We start from the raw sequence: 24,144 nt of genomic DNA on the forward strand, positions 1-24,144 counted from the left end.
TTAAAATAAAAAAACTATATATTTCAGTTCATTATCATAAGAAATAAAAAGGGGTCGGAGTGAATTAAATTTAATTCACTCCGACCCCTTTTTATTTGTGTTTATCGTTTTAGATGTTTTGGTATATCTGTTACTTGTAGGTTTACTGTGATTTCTTCACGGTCATGGTATAAATGTTTTGCCTGCAATTTATATTCAATGCCATATTTTTTAAGTTCAGTTCGAATTAAACTTAAATTTTCATATACGCTATCAAAGCGTTTTTTCATTGGTAATTTTAAGTTAAAGATAAGTTCTGTTACATAACCGTTCACAACCCAATCTAACATCAGCCTAGTAACTTTAGATGGTTTTTCTACCATGTCACATACTAACCAATCTATATTCTTTTTCTCTGGGCGAAACTTAAAGCCATCTTCAGTAAAGTGGCGTACTTGGCCTGTATCCATTAATGACTCAGCCATAGGACCATTATCAATTGCTTGAACAAACATACCTCTACGTACTAATTGATATGTCCAACCACCAGGACAAGCACCTAAATCAACTGCATTCATGCTTGGTTTGATACGCGCTTCTTTTTCATCATCAGGAACAAAAAATATAAATGCTTCATCTAATTTTAAAGTAGAGCGACTTGGCGCTGCACCTGGCATTTTTAACCTAGGAATCCCCATAAAGAATGCAGAGTTATTATTCGTATGAGAATAACCAACATAAGCAACTGAGCTTGATAAAAGCAATACATGCATTATAGGGCGTTTTTTAGCTGAATTGCTTATAGCGCCTTTTTTATCATCTATTAAACGATTCTTTTTGATGAGTTTATGTTTTAAAGGCACAGATAGTTTTTTACAGAATCTCAGTAATTCTTTGCCTTCATTCGTATCTGGGGTTTCAACACGTAATTCACTGCAAAGTTTAATGTCAGCAGCAAACTGCTCTGTGGCTTCAACAAGCGGCGTTACACGATCTTCATCCGGCATGTTTTCAACTAAAGTTGCTGCAAACCACTGTCTCGCAAACACCATTTGTGTAAATGGTACATTTTTAATTATTTTATCAGCATGACCTTCTTCAAAACACTGAAAAATAACAAACCCACTTTGTGGTTTGGTTTTTACAAAACCAGCGACATTTTGCTGTGCTGCTTGATGCGTGATCTCAGCTGCGGCATCACTTTCAAAACCAATACGACAGTAAATAACAATACAATTCATTAAAAATTAAACCCTAAACTTCGAAATAACGATAAATCTGAACAACAAATAAAACCCAACCAATTATAAAACATAATCCACCTAATGGTGTTATTGGGCCAAACCATTTAACGCCAGTTAGCGCTAAAGCATATAAACTACCACTAAAAAGCAATATGCCTGCAACCAAAAAACCTGAACCCCAATTAAGTGGCACTCCTTGTTTGGCAACAATTGCAAATAAAATCAAAGCTAAAGCATGATACATCTGATAAGTCACACCAGTTTGAAAAGTCACAATTGCTTGCTCTGAAATTTTACTTTTTAAACCATGTGCAGCAAACGCACCTAAAATCACACTTAACGTAGCAAAAATACCACCTAACATTAGATATACTTTAATCATGATAATAGCTCTTCAATAAAGCTAACTGCATTATCTGCAGCACTTGCCCAGTTTTGCTCTTGTGTAAAACCCGACTTTTTTCTTGGAACCAAAGAATGATCACCATCTGGAATCCAATTTAGCTGTACATTATCGCATAAATCCATAGCCGACACCTCAGCTTCAGTACCAAAGGTATCTCTTTGTCCTTGAATAACCCTTAATGGGCAATTTAAATTAAGAAAATGGGCCGTTCTTAATTTTTCGGGTTTACCAGGTGGGTGAAAAGGGTAACCAAATGCAATTATACCTTTAACAGCAGATATTGCTTCATGTGATAAATAAGCTTCATCGCTGACTATCATTGATGCCATTCTCCCACCCATAGACTTACCGCCTACAAACAAAGGTAATTCACTTTCTTTAACGGCTTGAGCTAATACTTTATCAAAATAAGCTAATAACTTATCTGCACGCTCTGGCGGCCTTCTTTTACCTTCTGCTTTTATTTTTTGCATATATTCAAAATTAAATAAACCTACGCTTATTTGTTTTTCAGACAGCATTTGTGCCATTTTTTGCATAAATTCAGAATCCATACCTGCACCGGCACCGTGTGCAAATATAAACTGTGCTTTTGCATTATCTGCTTTGTACCATTGAATCATTAAAACTTTCCTAATTTTGTTCTTGTGCTACTAAATCTAACATCCAATCTTTAAAAGACACGATTTTACCGAGCTCTGATTGCGACTCTCTAAAAACCAAATAAAATGCATTTTTACTTTCTAGATAATGACTAAAAGGTATCACTAAACGGCCTGCATCAATATCTGGTTTAGCTAATACACTGTTACCTAAAGCAACACCTTGACCATGAACAGCCGCTTGTAAAACCATAGATGAATGACTAAAGATCGGACCTTGATTCACTTTGATATCTCGTACACCTGCTGTTTTCATCCAGGTTTTCCAATTCCTACGTGTCATATCATGTAAAAGTACATGTTTTTGCAAATCTGCTGGGGTATTCATAGGGATTGAACTATTTAACAGCATAGGGCTACATAATGGCACCATATACTCAGTGTGTAACTTATGAGTCTCTATGCCGCTCCAATTACCCCTGCCATAATAAATAGCAACATCAACATCATCGGTTAACGAGTTTTCATCTTGATCTTGCGCTTTGATCCTTACATCAATATCAGGATGCGCTTCATTAAATAAATTAAGCCTAGGTACTAACCATTGAATAGCAAAACTAGGAGTTAAACTTACAGTTAAAGAACCCTTAGCACCACGCGCTAATAGCTTTTCTGTCGCATCAATTAATTGAGTGAAAATATCACGAATATCTAAAAAGTAACCTTGACCTTCTTCGGTCAATAATAGAGAGCGATTTTTACGTAGAAATAACTTTAAACCTAAGTGTTCTTCTAAGGTTTTTATTTGATGACTAACAGCAGCTTGCGTTACAAATAACTCATCTGCTGCTTTTGTAAAACTGAGGTTTCGTGCCGCAGCTTCAAATGCCTTTAACGCATTTAATGGGGGTAACCTTCTAGACATGACAACCTCATGACAGTGATACTCAAGCGACCTCAAAATACGAGTTTCAGTTGGAATTAAAAACGATTTAGACAAGGCATTGATAGCTGAGAATGGTTACTCCCTTTTCAAAATCAATAACGCAGTATTAATCGTTTTTAAACCAACCTTTTAGGCATTCAACAGGAACTTACTCTCTGCGTTCCAACTTATTAAAAGGGAATAGCCATTTCTGCAAAGCTGCGCCTTGATATTAAGTCCCTGTTAAATGCTGAATTCTGTATTTTGAGGTCACTTGAGTATTCATTAGTTTTTCTAATCTATTCGCATTATAAATGATCGTTTTTAAATTACAAACCAAACGGTTATTATTTCCCCGACCTTAAGGAACACCTTACAACCAAAGGAACTGAAGGTAAGAATTTAAAATTGATTTTAACTTTGAATATATTTATGCCCTCAACCTGCATAACTATTTCTATTCAATACCGAGGTATATTATGAAAAATTTAACAGCTAGCATCGCAATACTCGCAATCACTTTATTTAGTGCAAATGTTTTTGCAGCACAAACGCAAAGTGAAATAAAAGCACAGTTAAAAAATGAAGTAACAACTCAAATTAAAAACGTTATTGCAGTGCAACTAAACGATTCATTTAATGCGCAATCTTTTGCACCTAAATTAACATTGGAAAAGGTTAATACGCAATGGGCATTAGCAAAAAATACAGTAACGCAACCAAATACAGGTATTAAAGCAACAGATCTATCTGAATAAATGAATTATTTGCATTTATCAGCCAACCAAAATGAAAAAAGGAAGCTAAGCTTCCTTTTTAAAATGCGATTCTAATTAGTATCAGTTCACCACAACAAGCTGACCATCTGTTAACCGTTCAGCACCTCTAACAGCTACTTTATCACCTTCAATCAAGTCACCTTGTATTGCAACACGCTCTAAACTGCCTAACCCCACTTTTACTAACAATTTATGTGCTTTGTTCTCATTGTCGACTTTTATCACATAAGTGCCATCTTTTCTTAAAATTAATGCATCTCTATGAACTGTTAATTTTGCCAAGTTATTTTGAGTTGGTACTGTCACAGTGACTAGCTGCCCCGCTGCCCAATAATTATTTATCTCTTGTGGGATCTTAATTCTCACCTCAAATGTTTGTGAGCGAGGATCTGCACTTGGAATTTTTGCTATAATTGGTGCTTCTATTTCTTTACCGTTTGCGAATATTTTTAAAAGATTGCCTTTACTGATATACGCTAAATATTTTATTGGTACAAAAACGCGTACTTCTAAGTTTTCTGTATCAAGTAATTTAAGCAAAGTATCACTTCTGCTCACATCTGTGCCCGCACGTGTAAGCCTTTGCGTAATGACACCTTCAAATGGTGCTATTACTGTTGCACGATTAATTTGATCTTCAATTTGCTGTAATTTTAATTGTGCAATTTCAATATCGGTTTGCGCTAATTCATATTGAGATCGGGTTTGATCTAATTGAAATTGTGATGTCGAATTTGTTTTACGTAGTTTTTGCAGTCTATCCCATTCATTTTTAAGATAAGCCAAATTGATGTTTGCACGCTTAATTTGTGCTTTTTGCTCTGCAAGCTTTAATTTTAATGGCAATAAATCCATTTTGACTAAAGTATCTCCGGTATTTACATGCGTACCAGGCTCAGCAAGCCATTCTAAACGACCATTGATCCCAGCTGTGATCTGAATATGAGAGCGACTATGCAAAGTGCCCATTAAATCTGTCGTTGCTGGTAATGAAATACTTGTTACTGTATCTAATTTTACAGGGCTTGCAGGCTTATCTTGTGCGTTTGTAGAAATAGCTAATAACGCTATACTACTGGCTAGTAACCCTTTAACTAATTTTTTGGTAAACATACTGACTCCTAGCTAGCCTGTTGATGTAACGAATTTAAATCCGCAACTTTATTATCTGATTTATTTACTGAGCTATCTTGATTTGAACTCGATGAGTTTTTCCCTAACTGTAATAAACAAGGGAATAATAATAAGGTGAAAATTGCACTAATACTCATACCGCCAACAATAACGGTAGCTAACCCGCGGTATATTTCACTACCAACACCTGGCATTAACATAAGTGGCAACATGCCAAATAAGCTAGTTAATGTACTCATGTATACTGGTCTTGCACGAATACTCACAGCTTGTGCGACTGCATCTGTACGAGATAAACCTTGCTTTTGCGCTTCCCGTGTTTGATCTACTAATAAAATGGCATTATTAACTACTAGGCCAAGTAAAATAATGAAACCTATCATAGTTAATAAATCTAGTGACTGATAAGTAAATAGATTTAATATATATAGACCAATTACCCCACCAGCAACCGCTAAAGGCATTACCAAAAGTACTAACAAACTATCTTTTGCAGACTTAAATAAAGCTGTCATTAATAAAAACAAAATCAATAAAGCTAAAGCAAAATTCTGCAACATATCATTAATTGCATTAGCCATTTTATTTGCATTGCCACTTAATAGAATTGAAGCATCATTTGGTAAGTTTTCATTCATTTTTGGAATGATTTTTTCGTTGATCATCACTAGTGCTTCTTCTAATGACATATCAGCCGGCGGCGATACTTGTAAACTAATAGTACGTTTACCATCAACCCTCCTAAGCTGTGTTGGACCTGCTGTTCTCGTTAAAGTTGTTAATTCACCAATTGTTTGAACACCCGCTAACGGCGAATAAATAGGGAATGATGCAAGCTCATCGGGAGTCTTCCATTTTTCACCGCGTAAAATCACATTAACCCTATCGTTACCATCAAAGTATTCACTAATAAATAAACCACTGGTATAAGCTCTCACTGCATTTGCTACATCTCTTCTTGTGAGCCCAGCTTGGGTGATCCTTTGATCATTGGGTATTAAATTAAGCTCAGGCTCAGCAAGATTTAAGCTTGGAATAGGAAAAGCGGTTGTGCCAGACATATTTTCATTAATGGCATCTATACCTGTTTGTGCTACTGACATTAAGCTTTCAATATCAGAACCATTAATATCAATATCTATTGTACGGCCATTACCTGAGCCCGAGACATTGATCATAGAGCCTCTAAATAAAAATATTTGTGTATCAGGTAATCCTGCAAGCACTTTATTTCTAATAACATCCATAAGCTCTTCTACCCGCCTTGGATCATCAGAATAGATAAAACCACCGGTTGCGCCAGCACCGTAAGAGAAGAAGTTATAACTTTTAATCTTAGGCTCTTGTTCACCCGATATATAAGGTGCTAAACGTTCTTTTACTAAAGAAGCAGTTTCTTTTTCAATAGATTCCACATTGCCACCCGGTGGCATATTAAAACTCATAAAAAAACCATCTGTAGGTGCCCTTGGCATAAAATCTGTTTTTGGCATTAACATGACACTTGCCACAACAGAACCACCTAATAAGATTGCTATCCAAGAAAAGCGTTTAGCTGTTGTATTGGTAACTTTCATTACAAAGCTTGTCAGTTTTTGCCAATAAGCTTTATAAGGATCTATTTCTTCTTTGCTATTTAGCCAATACTTACTCGCAATAGGTAAAACAGTCACAGCTGATACAAATGATGCTATTACCGCGATAGATAAAGTAAGGGCTAAATCAGAAAATAACTGACCTTCAATACCAGCCATAAACAAGATCGGTAAAAATATCGCTACACTGGTTGCTGTTGAGGCAAATAAAGCGCCTGTCACTTGAAGCGCGCCACGCATTACAGCTTTCGATGTATCTAACCCCTGACTTCTAAGCCTTACGATATTTTCTTGGACAATAATGGCGGCATCAAGTACCAAACCCACAGAGAAAGCTAAGCCAGCTAAAGAAATTACATTTAAGCTACGATCAAAAATACTTAATGCTGCAAACGACACCATAAGCGAAACAGGTATTGTCATAGCAATAATTAAAGTTGTTTTTATACCCCTTAAAAATAACCAAAGAATAATCAATGCCAAAAGCACACCTAGACCTAAATTATTTTGTACTAGTTCTAGGGCGTTTCGAATATGCACAGAGGCATCAAAACTTAGATCTATGGTTAAACCCGCTGCCGCCATAGGGCCAGCATTGAGCTCTTTTATTGCGATATTAATTTCATCCAATAAGGCAACTGTATTTGCATCATTTTGGCGTTTTAAAGTGAAGTAATATGAAGGCTGGCCATTTCTTAAATTAAAAGCAAATTTATCGACTAAGGTATTTTCAACTGTTGCTACATCTTTTAAATAAATAGGACGTTCGCCACTATAACCTATGATCATATCGGTTAAATTACCAATATTGTACTGACCAGAAAAACGAACCGTATATTGACGGCGACCAACATTGGCAATACCACCTGATACGTCACTGGCTCTGGCAATGGTTGAACTAATATCAGTAATGCTTAGCCCTAGGGAGGCTGCTCTTAACGCATCAAAGGTAATTCTAAGCTCTCTTGGTCTATGGCTAGCTAAATTAACTTGGCCCATACCAGGGATACGAGCAAATCGTGGTTTTACTACATCTTCAATCAACTTTTGATATTGACCTAAATCTTGAGCCGGATTTGAAGGTAAAGTTTTTATCATTAATGATGCAGTATTGGGGCCGCCTCGGCCGCCACCAGCTGAAATTACAGGCTCTATCGCATCTAATGGTAATGGAGGAGCTTGGTTTAGATTATTAATCACATCTAACATAGCTTTTTGCATATCGGCACCGACATCAAATGTTAGTGAAATATTGCCAAAACCACGTTGAATATTAGTTGTTACTTTAGTAACACCTTGGGTATTTTTAACGACGTTTTCTATAGGTTCTATTATCACCGATTCCATTTCAGAGGGTGCAGCACTTCGCCAACCAGTTGAAATGGTAATTTGAGGTTGCTCTATATCTGGGGTGAGTTGCAGTGGTAATTTAAAAACACTTATGACGCCAAAAACCATCACTAAAGCGACTATTACGATAATAGCGGCAGGATTTTTTAAGGCCGAACGCGTTAAGTTCATTTTTTTATTCTCAATTTTAGCCAGTTGATTCCCTAATTTTATTATAAGCTTTGTACAGCGTTCCTCTAGTGAACTTTCGTTAAACAGCAATAATTTCACGTTAGAAACGAATTTTGAAACACCTTGTTACAGCTCGAAATCTTGAGCAACAATATTTAATCTGGGCTTCGAATAAGAGAATAAAATTTATTTTCGATGACTAAACAAAAAGGCAAGATAAGTTTGATGGTAAAATAACTTTAACTCTGGGTTTTTAATAACTACTGGACACAGTGCGCGCTTAGGTGGTAAAAACCTGACCTAATATTGAAATATAATAATAATTAAGGTCTGTTATGACAGCTTTTTTAAAAAAATTACAATCAACCAGTCTGGTTAGTCAAATTATAGTCGCTATTATTTTGGGCTGTCTTTTGGCTGTTGCATCACCCGAAACCGCTAAATCATTCTCTATGTTAGGTGGTTTATTTGTTAGCGCATTAAAAGCCGTTGCGCCTATATTAGTATTAGTATTGGTAGCCTCTTCAATCGCGAATCAAAAAGTAGATAGCGACGCTAATTTAAAGCCTATTGTCGGTCTTTATTTAATTGGTACATTAAGCGCTGCATTTGTAGCTGTTGTAATGAGCTTTTTATTTCCAACTCAACTGACGCTTGATTTAGCAGGCGCAACAGCAAACCCACCGCAAGGCTTATCTGAAGTCTTAACAACACTCGCTTTTAAAGTAGTAGATAATCCAATTAATGCCGTAGCTACGGGTAACTTTATTGGTATTTTAGCTTGGGGATTAGGGTTAGGTTTTGCATTAAAACGTGCCAGTGAGTCATCTAAAATAATGGTTCATGACTTAGCTGATGCAGTTTCTAGTATCGTTAAAACAGTTATTAAGTTTGCACCTTTAGGTATATTTGGTTTAGTTGCCAATACAATTGCAACAACTGGTTTTTCTGCATTAGCTGAGTTTAGCCATTTAGTATTTGTATTAGTAAGCTCTATGCTAATTATTGCGCTAATTGTTAATCCTTTAATTGTATATATCGTGACACGTAAAAACCCATACCCATTAGTATTAACTTGTTTAAAAGATTCAGGTATTACTGCTTTCTTTACAAGAAGTTCAGCTGCAAACATTCCTGTAAATATGGCTTTATGTAAAAGACTAGATTTACATGAAGATACTTACTCTTTATCAATTCCACTAGGCGCTACGATTAATATGGCCGGTGCTGCAATTACAATTACTGTACTGACTTTAGCTGCTGCTAATACGTTAAATATTGAAGTTGATATTGCGACTGCTATTTTATTAAGTGTGATTGCATCTGTATCTGCTTGTGGTGCATCAGGTGTTGCAGGCGGTTCTTTATTATTAATACCTCTAGCTTGTAGCTTATTTGGTATAGATACTGATATTGCAATGCAAGTAGTTGCGATTGGCTTTATTATTGGTGTGATCCAAGATTCAGCAGAAACTGCGTTAAATAGCTCTACTGATGTTGTATTCTCTGCAGCGGCTTCTCATCACGCTACAAAAGAATAATAAAATAACGTGTGGTACAAAATAAAAAGAGCAGCTAATTAGCTGCTCTTTTGCTTTAAGGATTCATCTAACTATTTCCTAAAGCTTACGCCATACTGACGCTGTTCCAGGTTCTTCATTTTTAGTCCACCAGCCAGCACTATATTGAGCGCCACTATGCGTTACTTTATCGCCGCTGTTATAAACTAAGTCTGAGCGCCAAGCGCGAACTTGACCATCATCAGGGATCACTTCTTCCCATGGACCACCAAGATCTGGTTGATTACCTTGCGTCCACCATTTTGCTTTATATGTCACACCATTAAATACGACAGTATCACCTGTGTTATATATTTTAGTGCTGCTCCATGTCGTATCACCGCCACCTGCTTTGTTTGTTACTGAAACAGTAAAGCTTTGTGATACAACAGCAGTGCCATCTGAAACATCAACAGATACAGTGTAATTTGTATCTGAAGTTACTTCATCTGCTGTTAAAGTCACACTAGAACCGGTTCCTGATACAACTAAACCAGCAGGTACATTCCACGTGTAAGTTAAAGCATCGTTATCCGCATCAGTTGCTGAAACTGACACATTTACTTGTGTATTTTCTTCCAAAGTAACATTACTAATTGGCGATACAACAGGTGCTGTATTTCCAGTTGTTGGTGCAACGACAGTAACAACAGCTGATTTTGTTACGATAGCAGTGCCATCTGACACACTGATAGATATTGGGTAATCAGTTGTCGAAGTTACATTTGGTGCTGTGATGCTGATTGAAGTTGAATCTGTACCTGTTGCATTTAATGCTGCATCAACAGACCAACTATAAGTTAGTACATCATTATCAGCATCTGTAGCTGTTGCTGAAATTGCTAAGGTGTCACCCGCATTAACACTAAAACTAGCACCTAAAGTAACAACAGGCTTTTTATTGACTGGATCCGTTGGACCACCCGCCAAACCTTCATGCATTGCATTAAGAATATCACCGTTATCAGCATCAATTTCCCATGCAAATAAACCGCCTAAACCACTATTAGTCACATATTGACCTTTAGCGATTACTGAACGTGGGCTATCATAAGTAATTAATTGGCCAGAAGTTCGATTCCAAACATAAGCAGCTTCTGCCACTTCGTCATAACCCACTTCAAAACCATTAACACCTGTACCTGCTGACCCTACTTTATAGTTTGCGATGCCTTTATAATCAATAACACCTGCTTCCCAAACACCTTCAGTTGTAGAACCTTTTAACTTACCATTACCTGGCGCAGTCATAGGATTATCCATATCCGTTGCGTTTGCAGGGAAAACACCTTCCCAACCACGACCATACATAGCAGTACCTACAACGATTTGCTTAGCAGCAACACCTTGAGCAAGTAATAAATCAACGGCATTAGTAATTGTATAAGCAGGTCCTTTACGTGGTTTACCATCAGCATCAACACCTGTGCCATCACACTCACCCGCACTGATATGACTACCACAATTAAGGCCAGTTTGGTGTCCAGTTACATTGTTCCAGCCACCAAAGAAGTCATATGTCATGGCAAAAATGTAATCCATGTACTGCGCAGCAGCTGCATAATCAACATCTTCAATTTTGTCATAGCCAGAACCTATTGCAGAAGTAAGTTCATATTTACGACCTGTCTCAGCTTCTAAGCCATTTAACATAGTGCGAAGCTCTTGCATTAATGCAATATACGCAGGGCCATCATTAATCGGATCGCCTAAGTTAGCAGAAGCACCGTCACCACCAGGGAATTCCCAATCAATATCAACACCATCATAGAACTTCCATGTTCTTAGGAATTTTTCCATCGATGCAACAAATACATCTCGGTTAGCTTTTTCTGTAAATCCATAGAATGGGTCTGATAACGTCCAACCACCCACTGAAGGTAAAATTTTCAAATCCGGATTTCGTTGTTTTAATGCCATTAACTGCGCATAAGTACCGCGAATTGGATCTTTTGCATCAATACCTGGTAGCGCTTTTTGAACAGCTGCCCATGGGTCGTGGATCACGACTTCATAATCAGCAGATCCACCACATGCTTTTTGCAACGCACGCCAGCTATTTCCATTTTCGATTTCTTTTAATGATTCGTTTGGACCACAAATTGGAATAAATCCATATAATAAGTGAGTTAAGTTATCTACAGGGATCTGAGTAACATCGTATTTACGACCATAGATACCCCATTCAACAAAGTAAGCACCCACTACATTATCTATTTGTTTAGGGTATTGCTTATTATTAGGATCAATATTCATATCTAATGGTGCTAAATGACCACCATCAGTATCTGCAATCACAATTGGCTTAATTGCACTTGTTGCACACCCCGTTGAGTCACATAATTGAATAGTTAAGTCATGACGACCTGATTTATCGTATGGGAAAGTGATCACACCACTTTTAGTACCAGCTGCTAATGCACCTTCATTTACAACAACACCATCAAATAATACTTTATAGCTATCGCCACCAGTACCACTCCAAGAGTTCCATTTGATGCTAATGTCTACGACATCTTTTGCTTTCACTAAATCTTTATAAGAGCCATTTGACTCTAGATTTACTTCAACAAAAGAATAATCTTGTGGTGTCCAATCTATGCTTGGTGCAGCTGGAGCAGCTGTAACTTGCCAAGATGACAGTATTGCCGATACAGCACAGGCAGTGAGTAATTTTTTATACATAATTTCCTCTTCTTTTTATTTAATTAAATCGATAGTTATTGCTTTTGCCAAACAGCATTGACGCCAGGCTCTTCACCCTTAGTCCACCACTTAGCTTTATATTGAATTGTGTTATGAGATACGATAGTGCCACCAGCGTAGTCATTTTGTGCATTCCATATTGCAACACCACCGTCACTCGGTGTCGCTAACTTCCAAGCATTGCTATTATTTGGCTTTTGGTTTTTATTCCACCATTTAGCTTCATAAACTTTGCCTTCAAACACTACTTTATCGCCAGCAGAATACGCTTTAGTGCTAGTCCACGGGGGTTCAGTTGGATCGATTACTAGATTATTTACACTTACGACAAAAGATTTTGTTGTTGTAAGCTTGCCATCTGAAACAGATACACTTATTGGGTAGTCAGTATTAAGTTCAACGGAAGGTGCTGTAATTACAATGTTTGCATCACTGCCTGTATAACTGATTTCACTTGGAACAGACCAAGTAAACTCAAGCGCAGTTTGTTCATCATCAAATGCATGCACATGAATTTGAACACTTGCTAATTCATCAATATTTATATCCGCAATATCATGAACGATCGGCGCTGTATTTACGGGTGCAGCTTTAATAGAAACAGCAAAGGTATGATCTTTATTTGTTACAAATACACTATTGCTTAAGATATTTTGCTCATCAAAAACAATATCACCAGTAGGATTTTTAATGCCGATAGCAACTAAATTGCTGTAATCAAGATTAAGCGATTGTGCAAAGTTGGTTTGCCAATTTGATACATTATTTTGAGTAATCGCTAATTGTTGATTAACAAGCTCTTGACCACTGGCATTAAAGACTCTAAATGTAACTGTTTCGCCAACTTTAGCTGTTTGACCCTGCTTTACATAAAAGCCGGCGTCAAACCAAGTATCAGGCTGAACATCATCACGCTTTATTGTAATGTCACTACAGTTATAAAAGCCTTCTCCTACCACATCTTCACGTTGCCAGCGAGTATAAAGGATTGCTTCACCAACACGATCTACAGGTAGATTTACATTCATTTCATAAAAACGCTTACCATCACTGTCTTTAATAAAATCAACATTACCTATTGATTGCACTAAAGTAAGATCAGACCAATTGAGTGCTTGTGTCGCATCATAGGTTTCATTACTTAAGTAAAACTGCCAAAAGCTGGGGTTATGGGGTGTTGTCGCTCTAAAACGTACTTTAATATCACCATTAGCATTTGGAATCACATCCGTTCTTTGCCAATGCGCTGATGTTAAGTTCATGCCTTTTTTATTCACGTCACCTGCAGCACATAAAGTACCATCAGGAATATTAGCTTCAACTGCTGCTTGGTTATTATAATCTCGCGTATTAACGGCAAATTCATGCTCTTGAATAAATTGAACATGGCCTGAATCTAAATATGCTGCACGACATGCTGCATTAGGAATATTTGAACCATCTTCTGGCCACCAATACCCTTGCTGCTCTTCACAAATGGCTTGCCTTGCTTTTGGGCTATCCATATAGCCATGGGCATTTACTTCTATTGAACTACCAAGTAAAGCAGTACTTAATGCAAGGCTAAGCACTGATAATTTACTCTTTTGGTGATTTTTAAACATAGTTATCTCCTAAGCAAAGAGATCACTCTCTTTGCTCATATTGATATTTACTTAAAAGAAGTAGTTAGATTAAAGTGCGCAGACTTTTTCCCAGTCAGCACTACCTGGCTCTGAACTTGTCCACCATTTAGCTTTGTAAACAGCACTACTGTGAACCATCATATCGCCTTGATTAGCATGACTTGGATTACCAGCCCAATCTTTTTGTGGGAAATCTGGATAGATAGGTAAAGTTGCTACATCAACACCTTCACACCCAGTACCTGTGCCGCCACCATCGCCACCACCTGTACCACCGGTAGTTGCTTCAGGTAAATTAGGGTATTCAGATTTAAAAGCGAATGACTTGCCATCTTTTTCAATTACGAAGTTAACTGGTCCGCTAATTGGCATGTAGTACATAACCTGAGCATTAACAGTTTCACCTACAGCAAATGATTCAGCCGCACCACCCCATTCATTTGTTAATGTAATTGAAAATCTATGGAATTCATTTTCAAAGCCACCAATATTATTTCCTGCTGCATTTGAAGCATTAGCATCAATCGCCATTTTGAGTTTTTTAGTGGCACTCCAGTTAGATTTGAAAATTGCCGAAGTGGACACTGGCACATCAAACGATATTTTTGCACCACTAAAGTCAATTGCTGAGTTATTAATAAATGCAAATGTTGGGCTGATAGGATAGTTTTTATCACCTTCAGGGAAATCTTTAGCAACGAAGCTCACATCAACCATTTCAGCAGGCTTAACAAAAGTACTATTACCTTTATCTATGCCATAAGGCACACCACTTTGATTAAACTTATCATAGGCAAGCGTTGTCATAGTTGAACCCATGAAGTACTCACCTTTAGCTGCATCAAAATCAAAATCACCAGCTAGCTCCCAGAACATCACGCCACCTAAGCCATTATTAATGACATAGTCAACCTTAGTCGCCATAGACTCTTCATCTTCAGTAGAGATAAATACTTTTTTAGTGTCATTCCATAACCAAGGTGCTACAGCAACACTGTCGTAATGACGTGTATATGTGCCTGTGAACTTATCTTCAGGATCTGTTACTGGATCTAAACCATATGCTGTTAAATAGCTGCCAACAATTCCTTTTTCTAAGTTTTTAGTATGCCAAAGCGGATTGCTACCAGCAGGTACTTCACGATCATTCTCAGTATCATGCCAAAGGTTATCTATACCAACGGCACCATTACCACAGAAGTTTTTATCTCCTTTACCTGTACCTTTAGGACAACTAGCTTGATCAGGCAGTTTTGCTTGACCCCACAGACCATTAGTTCCACCCGTTACATCTTTAAAACCACGCGTATAATAAGGTAAACCAATATTGATTCGACCTGCTGATAATCCACCTCTAAAGTACTTAACTGCCCAATCTGTATTTAAATAACCTATGCCTTCAAACTCTTTTGTGCCATATACATCCCACACTTTAAGCTCAGAATCTAAACCTGTATCATAGAGCGAAGCGTTATGACCAACATGAGAGTTCCAAGCGCCATGCAAGTCATAAGACATGATATTGACATAATCTAAATATTGCGTAGCTTGAAATGTTTCCATACCACGTAATAAGTAACCAGAAGATGGCGAAGCAATTGTTAGCATGTAATGTTTGCCCGCAGCTTCACCGGCTTTATCAAGTGACTCACGTAATGATTTCATTAATACTTGATAAGAAGCATTTAAACCTGCACGACGTGCATTAGATATTTCAAAATCATCCGGATGACCTGCATCAGCCATAGATGAAGGGTACTCATAATCTATATCAACACCATCAAAGCCATACTTTTCAATAAACTCAACAGCACTTGCACTAAATGCTGCAATACCAGCATGATTTACGCTGCCATCAGCATTGGTCGTTAATGTATAAAAACCACCATCAGCAATTCGTCCATTGTCACCAAAATGGCCACCTGTTTCAGCCCACCCACCTACAGACACAAGAGTTTTAACATCAGGGTATAATTTTTTATATTTATTTAATAAGTTGAAGTGACCTTTATAAGGTAAACTAGGATCCAGCTCTGCACCTGCAACACCAGGCCATTCCATATTTGTTGCTGGATTGTTAGGTGAATTAGGATCGCCAATTGACACTTTTTGATTGCTATCAACATGTGCAAAAGCATAGTTAATATGGGTAATTTTATCCCAAGGAATATCATTTACTAAATAACTAGGTTGGTTGTTTGCGCCATTTCGCCAACTAGTGAAATAACCGATTACACGTCTTGGGTGATCTGCCCCCATTAACTCACGACCATCAGCATCATAAATAGTACAATATGGCGTATTTACACCAGGTGTTTGATATAAACCTTCAGGGCGACATGCGTCTGCACCATTATCAACTTGACCATCCACTACAGAAACATTAATTACATTACTTAAATCTGTCGCACCTTTATCATCAGTTGCTTTAACCGAAAATTGTACAGCACCTAAAGCTGAAGCCGTCCATAAATAACTACCACTTGCTGAAGAAATTGTACTAACTACACTATTGCCTTCTAATAATTCTAAAGAAGCAATTTGGCCATCACTATCTGTTGCTGAAAATTCAAAGTTAATTGTATCGCCAATTAATACTTTACTTGGGATCGTTGCCATTAAGGTTGCAACTGGCGCTTTATTAACTGGTGGCTGATCTTTTGCAGTAACAGAAATTAAAACTGAATTACTTTGAGTTTGTTCACCTTTATCATCATAAGCAATTGCAGTGAGTGAATATTCGCCTTTAACTGCAGTCCAATTATAGGTGTATGGGTTATTCGCTAAGCTAGCTAATTTAACACCATCAATAAATACTTCTACTTGAGCAACGGTACCGTCTTCGTCAGATGCCGAAAGATCAAAGACAACGCTGTCATTTTCAACAAAAGAACTTCCACTTATAGGGCTATTCCAAGAAACAATAGGAGGTACATTAACAATGACACCGCTGTCACAATCGCCCGTTTTTTTCCATTCTTGCCAAGGTCCAGATTTTTCTAAAGGATTAGACTTATTCCACCACTGAGATTCAAAAGCTTGATTCTCAAGTTGAACTAACTGTCCTTCTGTATACGCAGTATTCGGTTGCCAAGTTTCTAAACTCGTACAGTCAACTGTTGCAGCTTGAGCTTGAACACTGACTATCGCCAGTGATACAGCACTAAGCGCTAATATATTTTTTATATTTTTAACAGGTTTCATTGTCACCTCCGTTATTATTTTAATTAACTTATTTTCATTACAAACACATGACAACATAAAGGTAACATAGTTTTTACATTCGTCAAGAATAAAGGTACTAAAATAAAAATCAATAACACCCAGCACAACTCATTAAAAAACAACAATCTACAACAAAACAAAAATAAGTAACGTGTAAATAAATATGATAATCGATGTTTAATAGGCATGCTATAACGGATAAATATTACTACAACCAAATCACTAGTTAACAATTATTTAACCATATAATACATAAACTTACGGAACAGAATAAAGTGGAAATAACTTCCCTCAATAGATATAACAAAATGAAATAAGACAAAAAAACATGTTATATAGAACTTAAAATAAAAATATTTAAATCCTAATTGATAATGATTTAATTAAGCTGTTACTTATCTGCTACTAGCATGATAAAATGATCTATTAGATTAAATGTTAAACCTTTTTTAAATAGTGAGTATATATTTTGCAAACAACTGAATTATTAGATTTTGCCTTTGATAAAATTGATGATATGAAAGCCAGAGATATTGTTAAACTTGATGTTATCGGTAAATCAAGCATTACTGATTACATGATTGTTTGTTCTGGTAACTCTAAACGTCATGTTTTATCAATTGCTGATAACGTGAATAAAGAAGCTAAAAAAGCAGGTATTGACCCTTTAGGTTTTGAAGGCCGAGATAGCGGCGAGTGGGTGATTGTTGATTTAGGCGAAGTTATTGTTCATGTAATGCAAGAGCAAAGCAGAGACTTTTATCAACTAGAAAAACTTTGGGGCTAGTATGAAAATACAGCTCGTTGCAGTCGGTACTAAAATGCCAAGCTGGGTTGAAACCGGCTTCAAAGAGTATCAGCGTCGTTTTCCTAAGGATATGGCGCTAGAGTTAATAGAGATCCCTGCAGGTAAACGTGGAAAAAACGCAGATATTAAGCGTATTTTGCATATAGAGGGTGAAAAAACCCTTGCAGCTGTACCTAAAGGTAATCGCATTGTTACGCTAGAAGTAACAGGTCAACCTTGGGATACGCATAAACTCGCAAAAAATATGACAAAATGGCAACTAGATGGCCGAGATGTCAGTTTATTAGTTGGTGGACCAGAGGGGTTAGCACCGCAGTGTATTGCAGCTTCAGAGCAAAAGTGGTCATTGTCAAATCTCACTTTACCTCATCCATTAGTGCGAATTATTTTAGCTGAAAGCCTGTATCGAGGTTGGAGCTTAAATACAAATCACCCTTATCACAGAGAGTAGCACTTTTAGATGTTTAAAGGCCCAACTACCATTCGAGATCACTCCTTTGAAGCAAATTTATTTGCACGTAGGGCCTTTATCGCTTTTGTTTTTGTACTTGTTCTAGTCGCGATTCTTTTTATCAATGTTTATCAATTACAAGTCACCTCACACGATACGTATCAAACACGCTCTAACGATAACCGTATAAAAATTGTTCCTGTCGCACCAAATCGTGGCATTATTTATGACCGTAATGGCGTAATTTTAGCTGAAAACAAACCTGTTTACAGTCTTGAAGGTATTTCAGAAAATATCAAAGATTTAGATAAGTCATTAGAAGAATTAGCTAAATTACTCGCGATTAGTGAACAACAACAAACCAACTTTTTAAATGATCTAAAACATAACCGCCGTTTTAAAAGCCAAATTCTAAAATCTAGATTAAGCGAAAAAGAAGTAGCGCTATTTTCTGTTAATCAGCATAAGTTTCCAGGTTTTAGTATTGAAGCCCGCTTAGCGCGCCACTACCCTTATGGTGATACTTTAACCCATGCTTTAGGGTACGTTGCAAAAATAGGCAAAAAAGAATTACTCAAATTAGATTCCGAAAATAAAACCAAAAACTACCGTGCAACCAGAGATATTGGCAAACTTGGAATAGAAAAATTCTACGAAGATACATTACACGGCACTGTGGGTTCACAAAAAATAGAAATCAATAATCGTGGTCGTGTATTACGCACTTTAAGCTTTACACCACCAATACCAGGTGATGATCTTGTTTTAACCATGGATATAGGGTTACAACAAGCCGCCCAGGAAGCATTAAAAGGCATGCGTGGAGCGATTACAATTTTAGATGCTAAAGATGGTGGTGTATTAGCTATGTATTCAAACCCTAGCTACGATCCAAATTTATTTGTCCATGGCATTAGCAGCAAAAATTACAAAGCACTACTCAATCCAGATAGACCACTTATTAACCGTGCAACACAGGGGCGATACGCTCCAGCTTCTACAGTTAAGCCATTATTTGCAATATTAGGTTTAAATGAAGGTATTATCACCGAAACGACAAAAATTCATGACCCAGGATTTTTTCAAATACCTAATGTTAAACATAAATGGCGAGATTGGAAATCTTGGGGGCATGGCACAAAAGAAGATGGTTATAAGGTAGGTATTTATAAAGCGATAGAAGAATCTTGTGATACTTTTTTTTATGATATTGCCTACCGATTAGGTATTACTAAAATAAGTGATTTTATGGCTAAGTTTGGCTTCGGTGAAAAATCAGGCATTGATATTTATGAAGAAACCAGTGCTATTTTACCTACAGTTGAGTGGAAAAAAGAGCGATATAAAGAAGGTTGGTATGTAGGCGATACAATTTCTGTAGGTATCGGTCAAGGATATTGGTCAGCAACACAAATTCAAATTGTCAATTCAATTAATATATTAGCAAATAAAGGCATTCATAACCCACCACATTTAGTGTCTGTCACTAAACAAGGTAGCACAGTAAATTTAATTAATAATGATGAAAAAGAACCTATTGTATTAAAAGATCCGCATTATTGGGATGTTGCATTAATCGCAATGCACAATACGGTTAAAAAGACGACTGGTACAGCGCACAAAGCATTTAAAGGGGTTGATTACGACCCAGCAGGCAAGACTGGTACAGCCCAAGTTGTAAAAATCGCCCAAGGCGAAAAGTATGATGAAAAAAAACTAAAAGAAAAACATAGAGACAATGCCATGTATGTTGGTTTTGCACCTTTTGATGACCCTGAAATAGTTATCGCGATCACTGTAGAGAATACTGGTGGCGGTAGTAGTGTTGGTGCACCTATGGCAAGAAAAGTAATGGATTATTACTTTGCAAATAAAGCAAAAGATTTAGCAGGCAACCCATGAACCCACTAAAACATCGCGCCACTCTTTGGGATAAATTGCATATTGATTTACCTTTGCTACTTGCTTTGCTTGTTTTGTTAGGAGCCAGTTTATTAATTGTATTTAGTGCCGGCGGTCAAGAAATGCCAATTGTATATCGCCAATTAAAACGAATGGGCGTTGCGCTGATTATCATGTTGGTTTTAGCACAAATTCCTCCCTCTACATTGCAAAGGTTTGTAATCCCATTTTATTGTATTGGTCTTGTTTTACTTGTTGCTGTATTAGTCGCAGGGATTACAATTAATGGCTCACAACGTTGGTTAAGTATTGGTATTACGCGTATTCAACCTTCAGAAATAATGAAATTAATGGTACCTATGATGGTTGCTTGGTATATAGGTAAGTATCACTTACCACCAAAAATGAAGCATTTATTTGTTGGTTTTATTTTAGTGATGCTACCAACTATTTTAATTCAGCGCCAACCAGATCTAGGTACTTCTCTTTTGGTGGCTAGTTCAGGCATATTTGTATTGTTTTTAGCCGGAGTTAGTTGGCGCCTAATAGGTGGTTTGGCTGCAGTAGGTGCTATTAGTGCCTGGCCGTTGTGGACTTATGGTATGCACGCTTATCAAAAACAAAGAGTGCTCACTTTATTTAACCCTGAAAGTGACCCTTTAGGTGCTGGTTATCATATTATTCAATCAAAAATAGCGATTGGCTCTGGTGGATTGGAAGGAAAAGGCTGGTTGCATGGTACGCAATCTCAATTAGAGTTTTTACCAGAACGACATACTGATTTTATATTTTCAGTGCTCAGTGAAGAGTTTGGCTTAGTAGGAGTTACATTACTGCTTGCAGCGTATTTATTTATCATAGCACGTGGTTTATTTATAGCTGTTAATGCACAAGACGCATTTGGTAAACTTTTAGCAGGCAGTTTAACACTCACTTTTTTTGTTTATTTATTTGTAAATATAGGCATGGTTTCAGGATTATTACCGGTAGTGGGCGTACCTTTACCATTAATTAGTTATGGCGGCACTTCAATGGTTACATTACTAGCAGGGTTTGGCATGATAATGTCAATCGCAACCCATAAACGTATATTGGTGCATACATGAACCTGATTAACAAAAGTATTTCACTACTTTTAATTCTGATGATTTTAGGCTGTAGTTCTAGTCGTTATGAAATGCGCCATGATTCTGCCCCGCTTAGAAAACCGACTTTGCTAGAACAATTAGATGCACAAGTTGTACAAGTAGATAAAAGCTCGGCTGCAAAACGCCCTTATAGTATCAGGGGAAAGCGTTATTATCCTATGCTGTCAGAAAAAGGCTATAAAGCATCTGGTGTTGCATCTTGGTATGGTCGTAAATTTCATGGGCACCTAACTTCTAATGGTGAAGTTTATGATATGTTTGATATGACAGCCGCACATAAAACATTACCTTTACCTAGCTTTGTTGAAGTAACCAATATAAAAAATGGTAAAACAGCAATAGTTAAAGTTAATGATCGTGGCCCATTTCACGATAATAGATTAATTGATTTATCTTATTCTGCCGCATACAAACTTGGTATTTATCAATCAGGTACTGGAAATGTAAAAATAAAGGCATTGTTACCTGACGACGCCAAAATACCTAAAACTTATATTCAGGTATTAGCAGCATCAAATCTCGTTAATGTTCAATCACTTGCGGTAACTCTTTCCAATAATTACAAATTAAATCATAAAATAAGCCAAGTAAATGGAATTTATCGACTTCATTTAGGTCCTATAAAAGATCAATCAAAAGCCCAAGAAGTATTAAATAGTTTAAAACAAAATTCACATAAACAAGCGTTCTTACTTTACTCTCAAGACAAGCTTTAGGATAATGCTCTTTCAGCGCGTCACTTTAACTCATTAAAAAGTAACTAATTAGCAATATGAAACAAATAAAAATGACATTATTAAAAAAACTCAGCAAAATTGTTTGCTCTGCGGCAGTTATTGCCACAGTAGGGACATCATTTAGCGCGACAGCTCAAATCATCCCTTCTGTACCTCAAATAAATGCAAAAGGTTATTATTTAGTAGACTTCACCACAGGTAAAGTAATTGCGCAAGGCGACGGCGATACCAAACTAGCACCTGCAAGCCTGACAAAAATGATGACTAGCTATGTAATCGGCTCAGAAGTTAAAAACGGCAATATCGCTTTAACTGACATGGTTACCGTAAGTGAAAATGCGTGGGCTAAAAATTTCCCTGACTCTTCAAAAATGTTTATTGAAGTAGGCAAAGAAATTTCAGTAGAAGATTTAAACCGCGGTATTATTATTCAATCAGGTAATGATGCCTGTGTCGCTATGGCAGAACATATCGCAGGTAGCGAAAGTGCGTTTGCGGATTTAATGAATGCACATGCTAAACAACTTGGTATGACTAACTCTCATTTCATCAATAGCCATGGCTTAGATACTAATGAGCATTACACTACGCCAAAAGATATGGCTACTTTAGGTGCTGCATTAATACGTGATGTTCCAGAAGAATATGCTTTATATGCAGAGAAATCATTTACTTTTAATGGTATAAAGCAATTTAACCGTAACTCACTTCTTTGGGATAATAGCCTAAATGTTGATGGTATAAAAACAGGCCATACAAGTGAAGCAGGTTATAGCTTAGTAACTTCAGCAACTAAAGGCGACATGCGTTTAATTACAGTTGTTATGGGTACTAAAAGCGAGCGAGCACGTAAAGTCGAAAGTAAAAAACTACTAAACTATGGCTTTAGATTTTTTGAAACAATTACACCTTATAAAGCAGGCGATAGCTTTGCTAAACAACGCATTTGGATGGGCGATAAAGAAGAAGTTTCTTTAGGTATTTTGCAAGATACACCTATCACGATCCCACGTGGTCAGCGCAAAAACTTAAAAGCAAACTTTAAGTTAGATACTGAATTAAAAGCACCGATAGCTAAGGGTACTCCTGTAGGCACTTTATTCTTACAGCTTGAAGGTGAAGATATTGCTCAGTATCCACTTGTTACTTTAGAAGAAATTGAAGAAGGTAGTTTCTTTAGTAAAGTATATGACTACTTACGTTTACAACTTACAAACTAAGCTGTACAAGTAAAAAGATATTGAAAAGCCTCATTAATTAATGAGGCTTTTTTTATTATAGACACCCCGCACCTATAATATAAAACCCTAACAGCTTTATTAATCTTTAAATTTAGAATATTAATAAGCGTTTTTAGCTGATTAATGTTAAAATGCCGACCTTTTTAACATTCAGTTCCTTTTATTATCTGCTCATCAAAGGCTTAAGGCTGTTGAACACATAACAAATCATTTGAACTGTAATGCGCTTGAACAAAGAATATTAAGGTGAATTATTGTGGTTAAACCAGTTAAAGATACTAAATTTGATGAACTTTTAGAATTTCCATGTCAACTTACTTTTCGTATCATGGGTTTGGCAAACACAAACTTAACAGATCAAATCATTGCTGTATTGCAAGAGTATGCACCAGGTGATTTTGCACCTACAAGCAAACCTAGCAGTAAAGGCACTTACGAATCAGTTAGCATTGCAACAACCGTGACAAGTAAAGAGCATATCGAACAGCTTTATACTGTGATTGGCAATATAGAAGACGTGCGTTACGTACTATAAGCGCTATTTTCCTATTTAGGAG

General features: G+C 36.8%; 18 protein-coding genes. 9 read left to right on the forward strand and 9 right to left on the reverse strand.

Going from position 1 to position 24,144, the window contains the following annotated elements:
* Nucleotides 1-101: 101 nt before the first annotated feature.
* Genes rlmM through KO527_RS18070 form a run of 4 tightly spaced genes read right to left on the reverse strand, consistent with a single transcriptional unit; the run spans nucleotide 102 to nucleotide 3,156 of the window.
* The gene (rlmM, locus tag KO527_RS18055; protein ID WP_216041673.1) at nucleotides 102-1,220 is read right to left on the reverse strand and encodes a 23S rRNA (cytidine(2498)-2'-O)-methyltransferase RlmM; all 1,119 of its coding nucleotides are present in this window, start codon (nucleotides 1,218-1,220) and stop codon (nucleotides 102-104) included.
* A gap of 13 nt (nucleotides 1,221-1,233) precedes the next feature.
* A complete protein-coding gene (locus KO527_RS18060) occupies nucleotides 1,234-1,605 on the reverse strand; it encodes a DUF423 domain-containing protein (RefSeq protein WP_216041674.1) in 372 nt (123 codons plus the stop codon).
* Entirely contained in the window at nucleotides 1,602-2,252 is a 651-nt protein-coding gene (locus KO527_RS18065; RefSeq protein ID WP_216041675.1) for an alpha/beta family hydrolase, read from the reverse strand. The genes KO527_RS18060 and KO527_RS18065 overlap by 4 nt, the downstream gene beginning before the upstream one ends.
* A gap of 10 nt (nucleotides 2,253-2,262) precedes the next feature.
* On the reverse strand, nucleotides 2,263-3,156 hold the full coding sequence (locus tag KO527_RS18070) for a transcriptional regulator GcvA (protein ID WP_042146024.1): 894 nt from the start codon (nucleotides 3,154-3,156) through the stop codon (nucleotides 2,263-2,265).
* 479 nt (nucleotides 3,157-3,635) lie between these two features.
* Between KO527_RS18070 and KO527_RS18075 the strand changes: the two genes are divergently transcribed.
* Nucleotides 3,636-3,914, forward strand: a complete 279-nt coding sequence (locus tag KO527_RS18075) for a hypothetical protein (protein WP_216041676.1) — start codon at nucleotides 3,636-3,638, stop codon at nucleotides 3,912-3,914.
* Nucleotides 3,915-3,995: 81 nt separating this feature from the next.
* Here the strand turns inward: KO527_RS18075 and KO527_RS18080 are convergent, their stop codons facing one another.
* On the reverse strand, nucleotides 3,996-5,048 hold the full coding sequence (locus KO527_RS18080) for an efflux RND transporter periplasmic adaptor subunit (RefSeq protein ID WP_216041677.1): 1,053 nt from the start codon (nucleotides 5,046-5,048) through the stop codon (nucleotides 3,996-3,998).
* A gap of 8 nt (nucleotides 5,049-5,056) precedes the next feature.
* Nucleotides 5,057-8,185, reverse strand: coding sequence for an efflux RND transporter permease subunit (locus tag KO527_RS18085; RefSeq protein ID WP_216041678.1), 3,129 nt, complete (start codon nucleotides 8,183-8,185; stop codon nucleotides 5,057-5,059).
* Between the two features lie 335 nt (nucleotides 8,186-8,520).
* Between KO527_RS18085 and sstT the strand changes: the two genes are divergently transcribed.
* Nucleotides 8,521-9,726: a serine/threonine transporter SstT gene (sstT, locus tag KO527_RS18090; RefSeq protein ID WP_216041679.1), complete on the forward strand. Its 1,206-nt coding sequence runs from the start codon at nucleotides 8,521-8,523 to the stop codon at nucleotides 9,724-9,726.
* Between the two features lie 78 nt (nucleotides 9,727-9,804).
* Here sstT and KO527_RS18095 read toward each other — a convergent pair whose 3' ends face one another.
* The 3 genes from KO527_RS18095 to KO527_RS18105 form a co-directional block, all read right to left on the reverse strand.
* Nucleotides 9,805-12,429 (reverse strand): glycosyl hydrolase family 18 protein, encoded by a 2,625-nt coding sequence (locus KO527_RS18095; protein WP_216041680.1) that lies wholly within the window; start codon nucleotides 12,427-12,429, stop codon nucleotides 9,805-9,807.
* 35 nt (nucleotides 12,430-12,464) lie between these two features.
* Nucleotides 12,465-14,054 carry a lytic polysaccharide monooxygenase gene (locus KO527_RS18100; RefSeq protein ID WP_216041681.1) on the reverse strand — a complete coding sequence of 530 codons (1,590 nt, stop codon included), beginning with the start codon at nucleotides 14,052-14,054 and terminating at the stop codon, nucleotides 12,465-12,467.
* 69 nt (nucleotides 14,055-14,123) lie between these two features.
* A complete protein-coding gene (locus KO527_RS18105; protein WP_216041682.1) occupies nucleotides 14,124-17,279 on the reverse strand; it encodes a glycosyl hydrolase family 18 protein in 3,156 nt (1,051 codons plus the stop codon).
* Between the two features lie 490 nt (nucleotides 17,280-17,769).
* Here KO527_RS18105 and rsfS point away from each other — a divergent pair, with 490 nt between their 5' ends.
* The 7 genes from rsfS (at nucleotide 17,770) to ybeD (ending at nucleotide 24,122) form a co-directional block, all read left to right on the forward strand.
* On the forward strand, nucleotides 17,770-18,087 hold the full coding sequence (gene rsfS, locus KO527_RS18110) for a ribosome silencing factor (protein WP_042146038.1): 318 nt from the start codon (nucleotides 17,770-17,772) through the stop codon (nucleotides 18,085-18,087).
* 1 nt (nucleotide 18,088) lies between these two features.
* Nucleotides 18,089-18,559 carry a 23S rRNA (pseudouridine(1915)-N(3))-methyltransferase RlmH gene (rlmH, locus tag KO527_RS18115; RefSeq protein ID WP_042146040.1) on the forward strand — a complete coding sequence of 157 codons (471 nt, stop codon included), beginning with the start codon at nucleotides 18,089-18,091 and terminating at the stop codon, nucleotides 18,557-18,559.
* A 9-nt stretch (nucleotides 18,560-18,568) separates the two neighbouring features.
* Complete coding sequence (gene mrdA / locus KO527_RS18120) at nucleotides 18,569-20,461, forward strand: penicillin-binding protein 2 (RefSeq protein WP_216041683.1); 1,893 nt, start codon at nucleotides 18,569-18,571, stop codon at nucleotides 20,459-20,461.
* Entirely contained in the window at nucleotides 20,458-21,567 is a 1,110-nt protein-coding gene (gene rodA, locus KO527_RS18125) for a rod shape-determining protein RodA (protein ID WP_216041684.1), read from the forward strand. The genes mrdA and rodA overlap by 4 nt, the downstream gene beginning before the upstream one ends.
* Complete coding sequence (locus KO527_RS18130) at nucleotides 21,564-22,325, forward strand: septal ring lytic transglycosylase RlpA family protein (RefSeq protein WP_216041685.1); 762 nt, start codon at nucleotides 21,564-21,566, stop codon at nucleotides 22,323-22,325. Before rodA ends, KO527_RS18130 begins: the two co-directional genes overlap by 4 nt.
* Before the next feature lie 56 nt (nucleotides 22,326-22,381).
* Nucleotides 22,382-23,566, forward strand: a complete 1,185-nt coding sequence (locus KO527_RS18135) for a serine hydrolase (RefSeq protein ID WP_216041686.1) — start codon at nucleotides 22,382-22,384, stop codon at nucleotides 23,564-23,566.
* Between the two features lie 277 nt (nucleotides 23,567-23,843).
* Nucleotides 23,844-24,122 carry a DUF493 family protein YbeD gene (gene ybeD / locus KO527_RS18140; protein ID WP_042146051.1) on the forward strand — a complete coding sequence of 93 codons (279 nt, stop codon included), beginning with the start codon at nucleotides 23,844-23,846 and terminating at the stop codon, nucleotides 24,120-24,122.
* Nucleotides 24,123-24,144 lie beyond the last annotated feature (22 nt).

It is taken from the genome of Pseudoalteromonas sp. C2R02, assembly GCF_018860845.1.
In the GTDB taxonomy this organism is placed as follows: Bacteria; Pseudomonadota; Gammaproteobacteria; order Enterobacterales; family Alteromonadaceae; genus Pseudoalteromonas.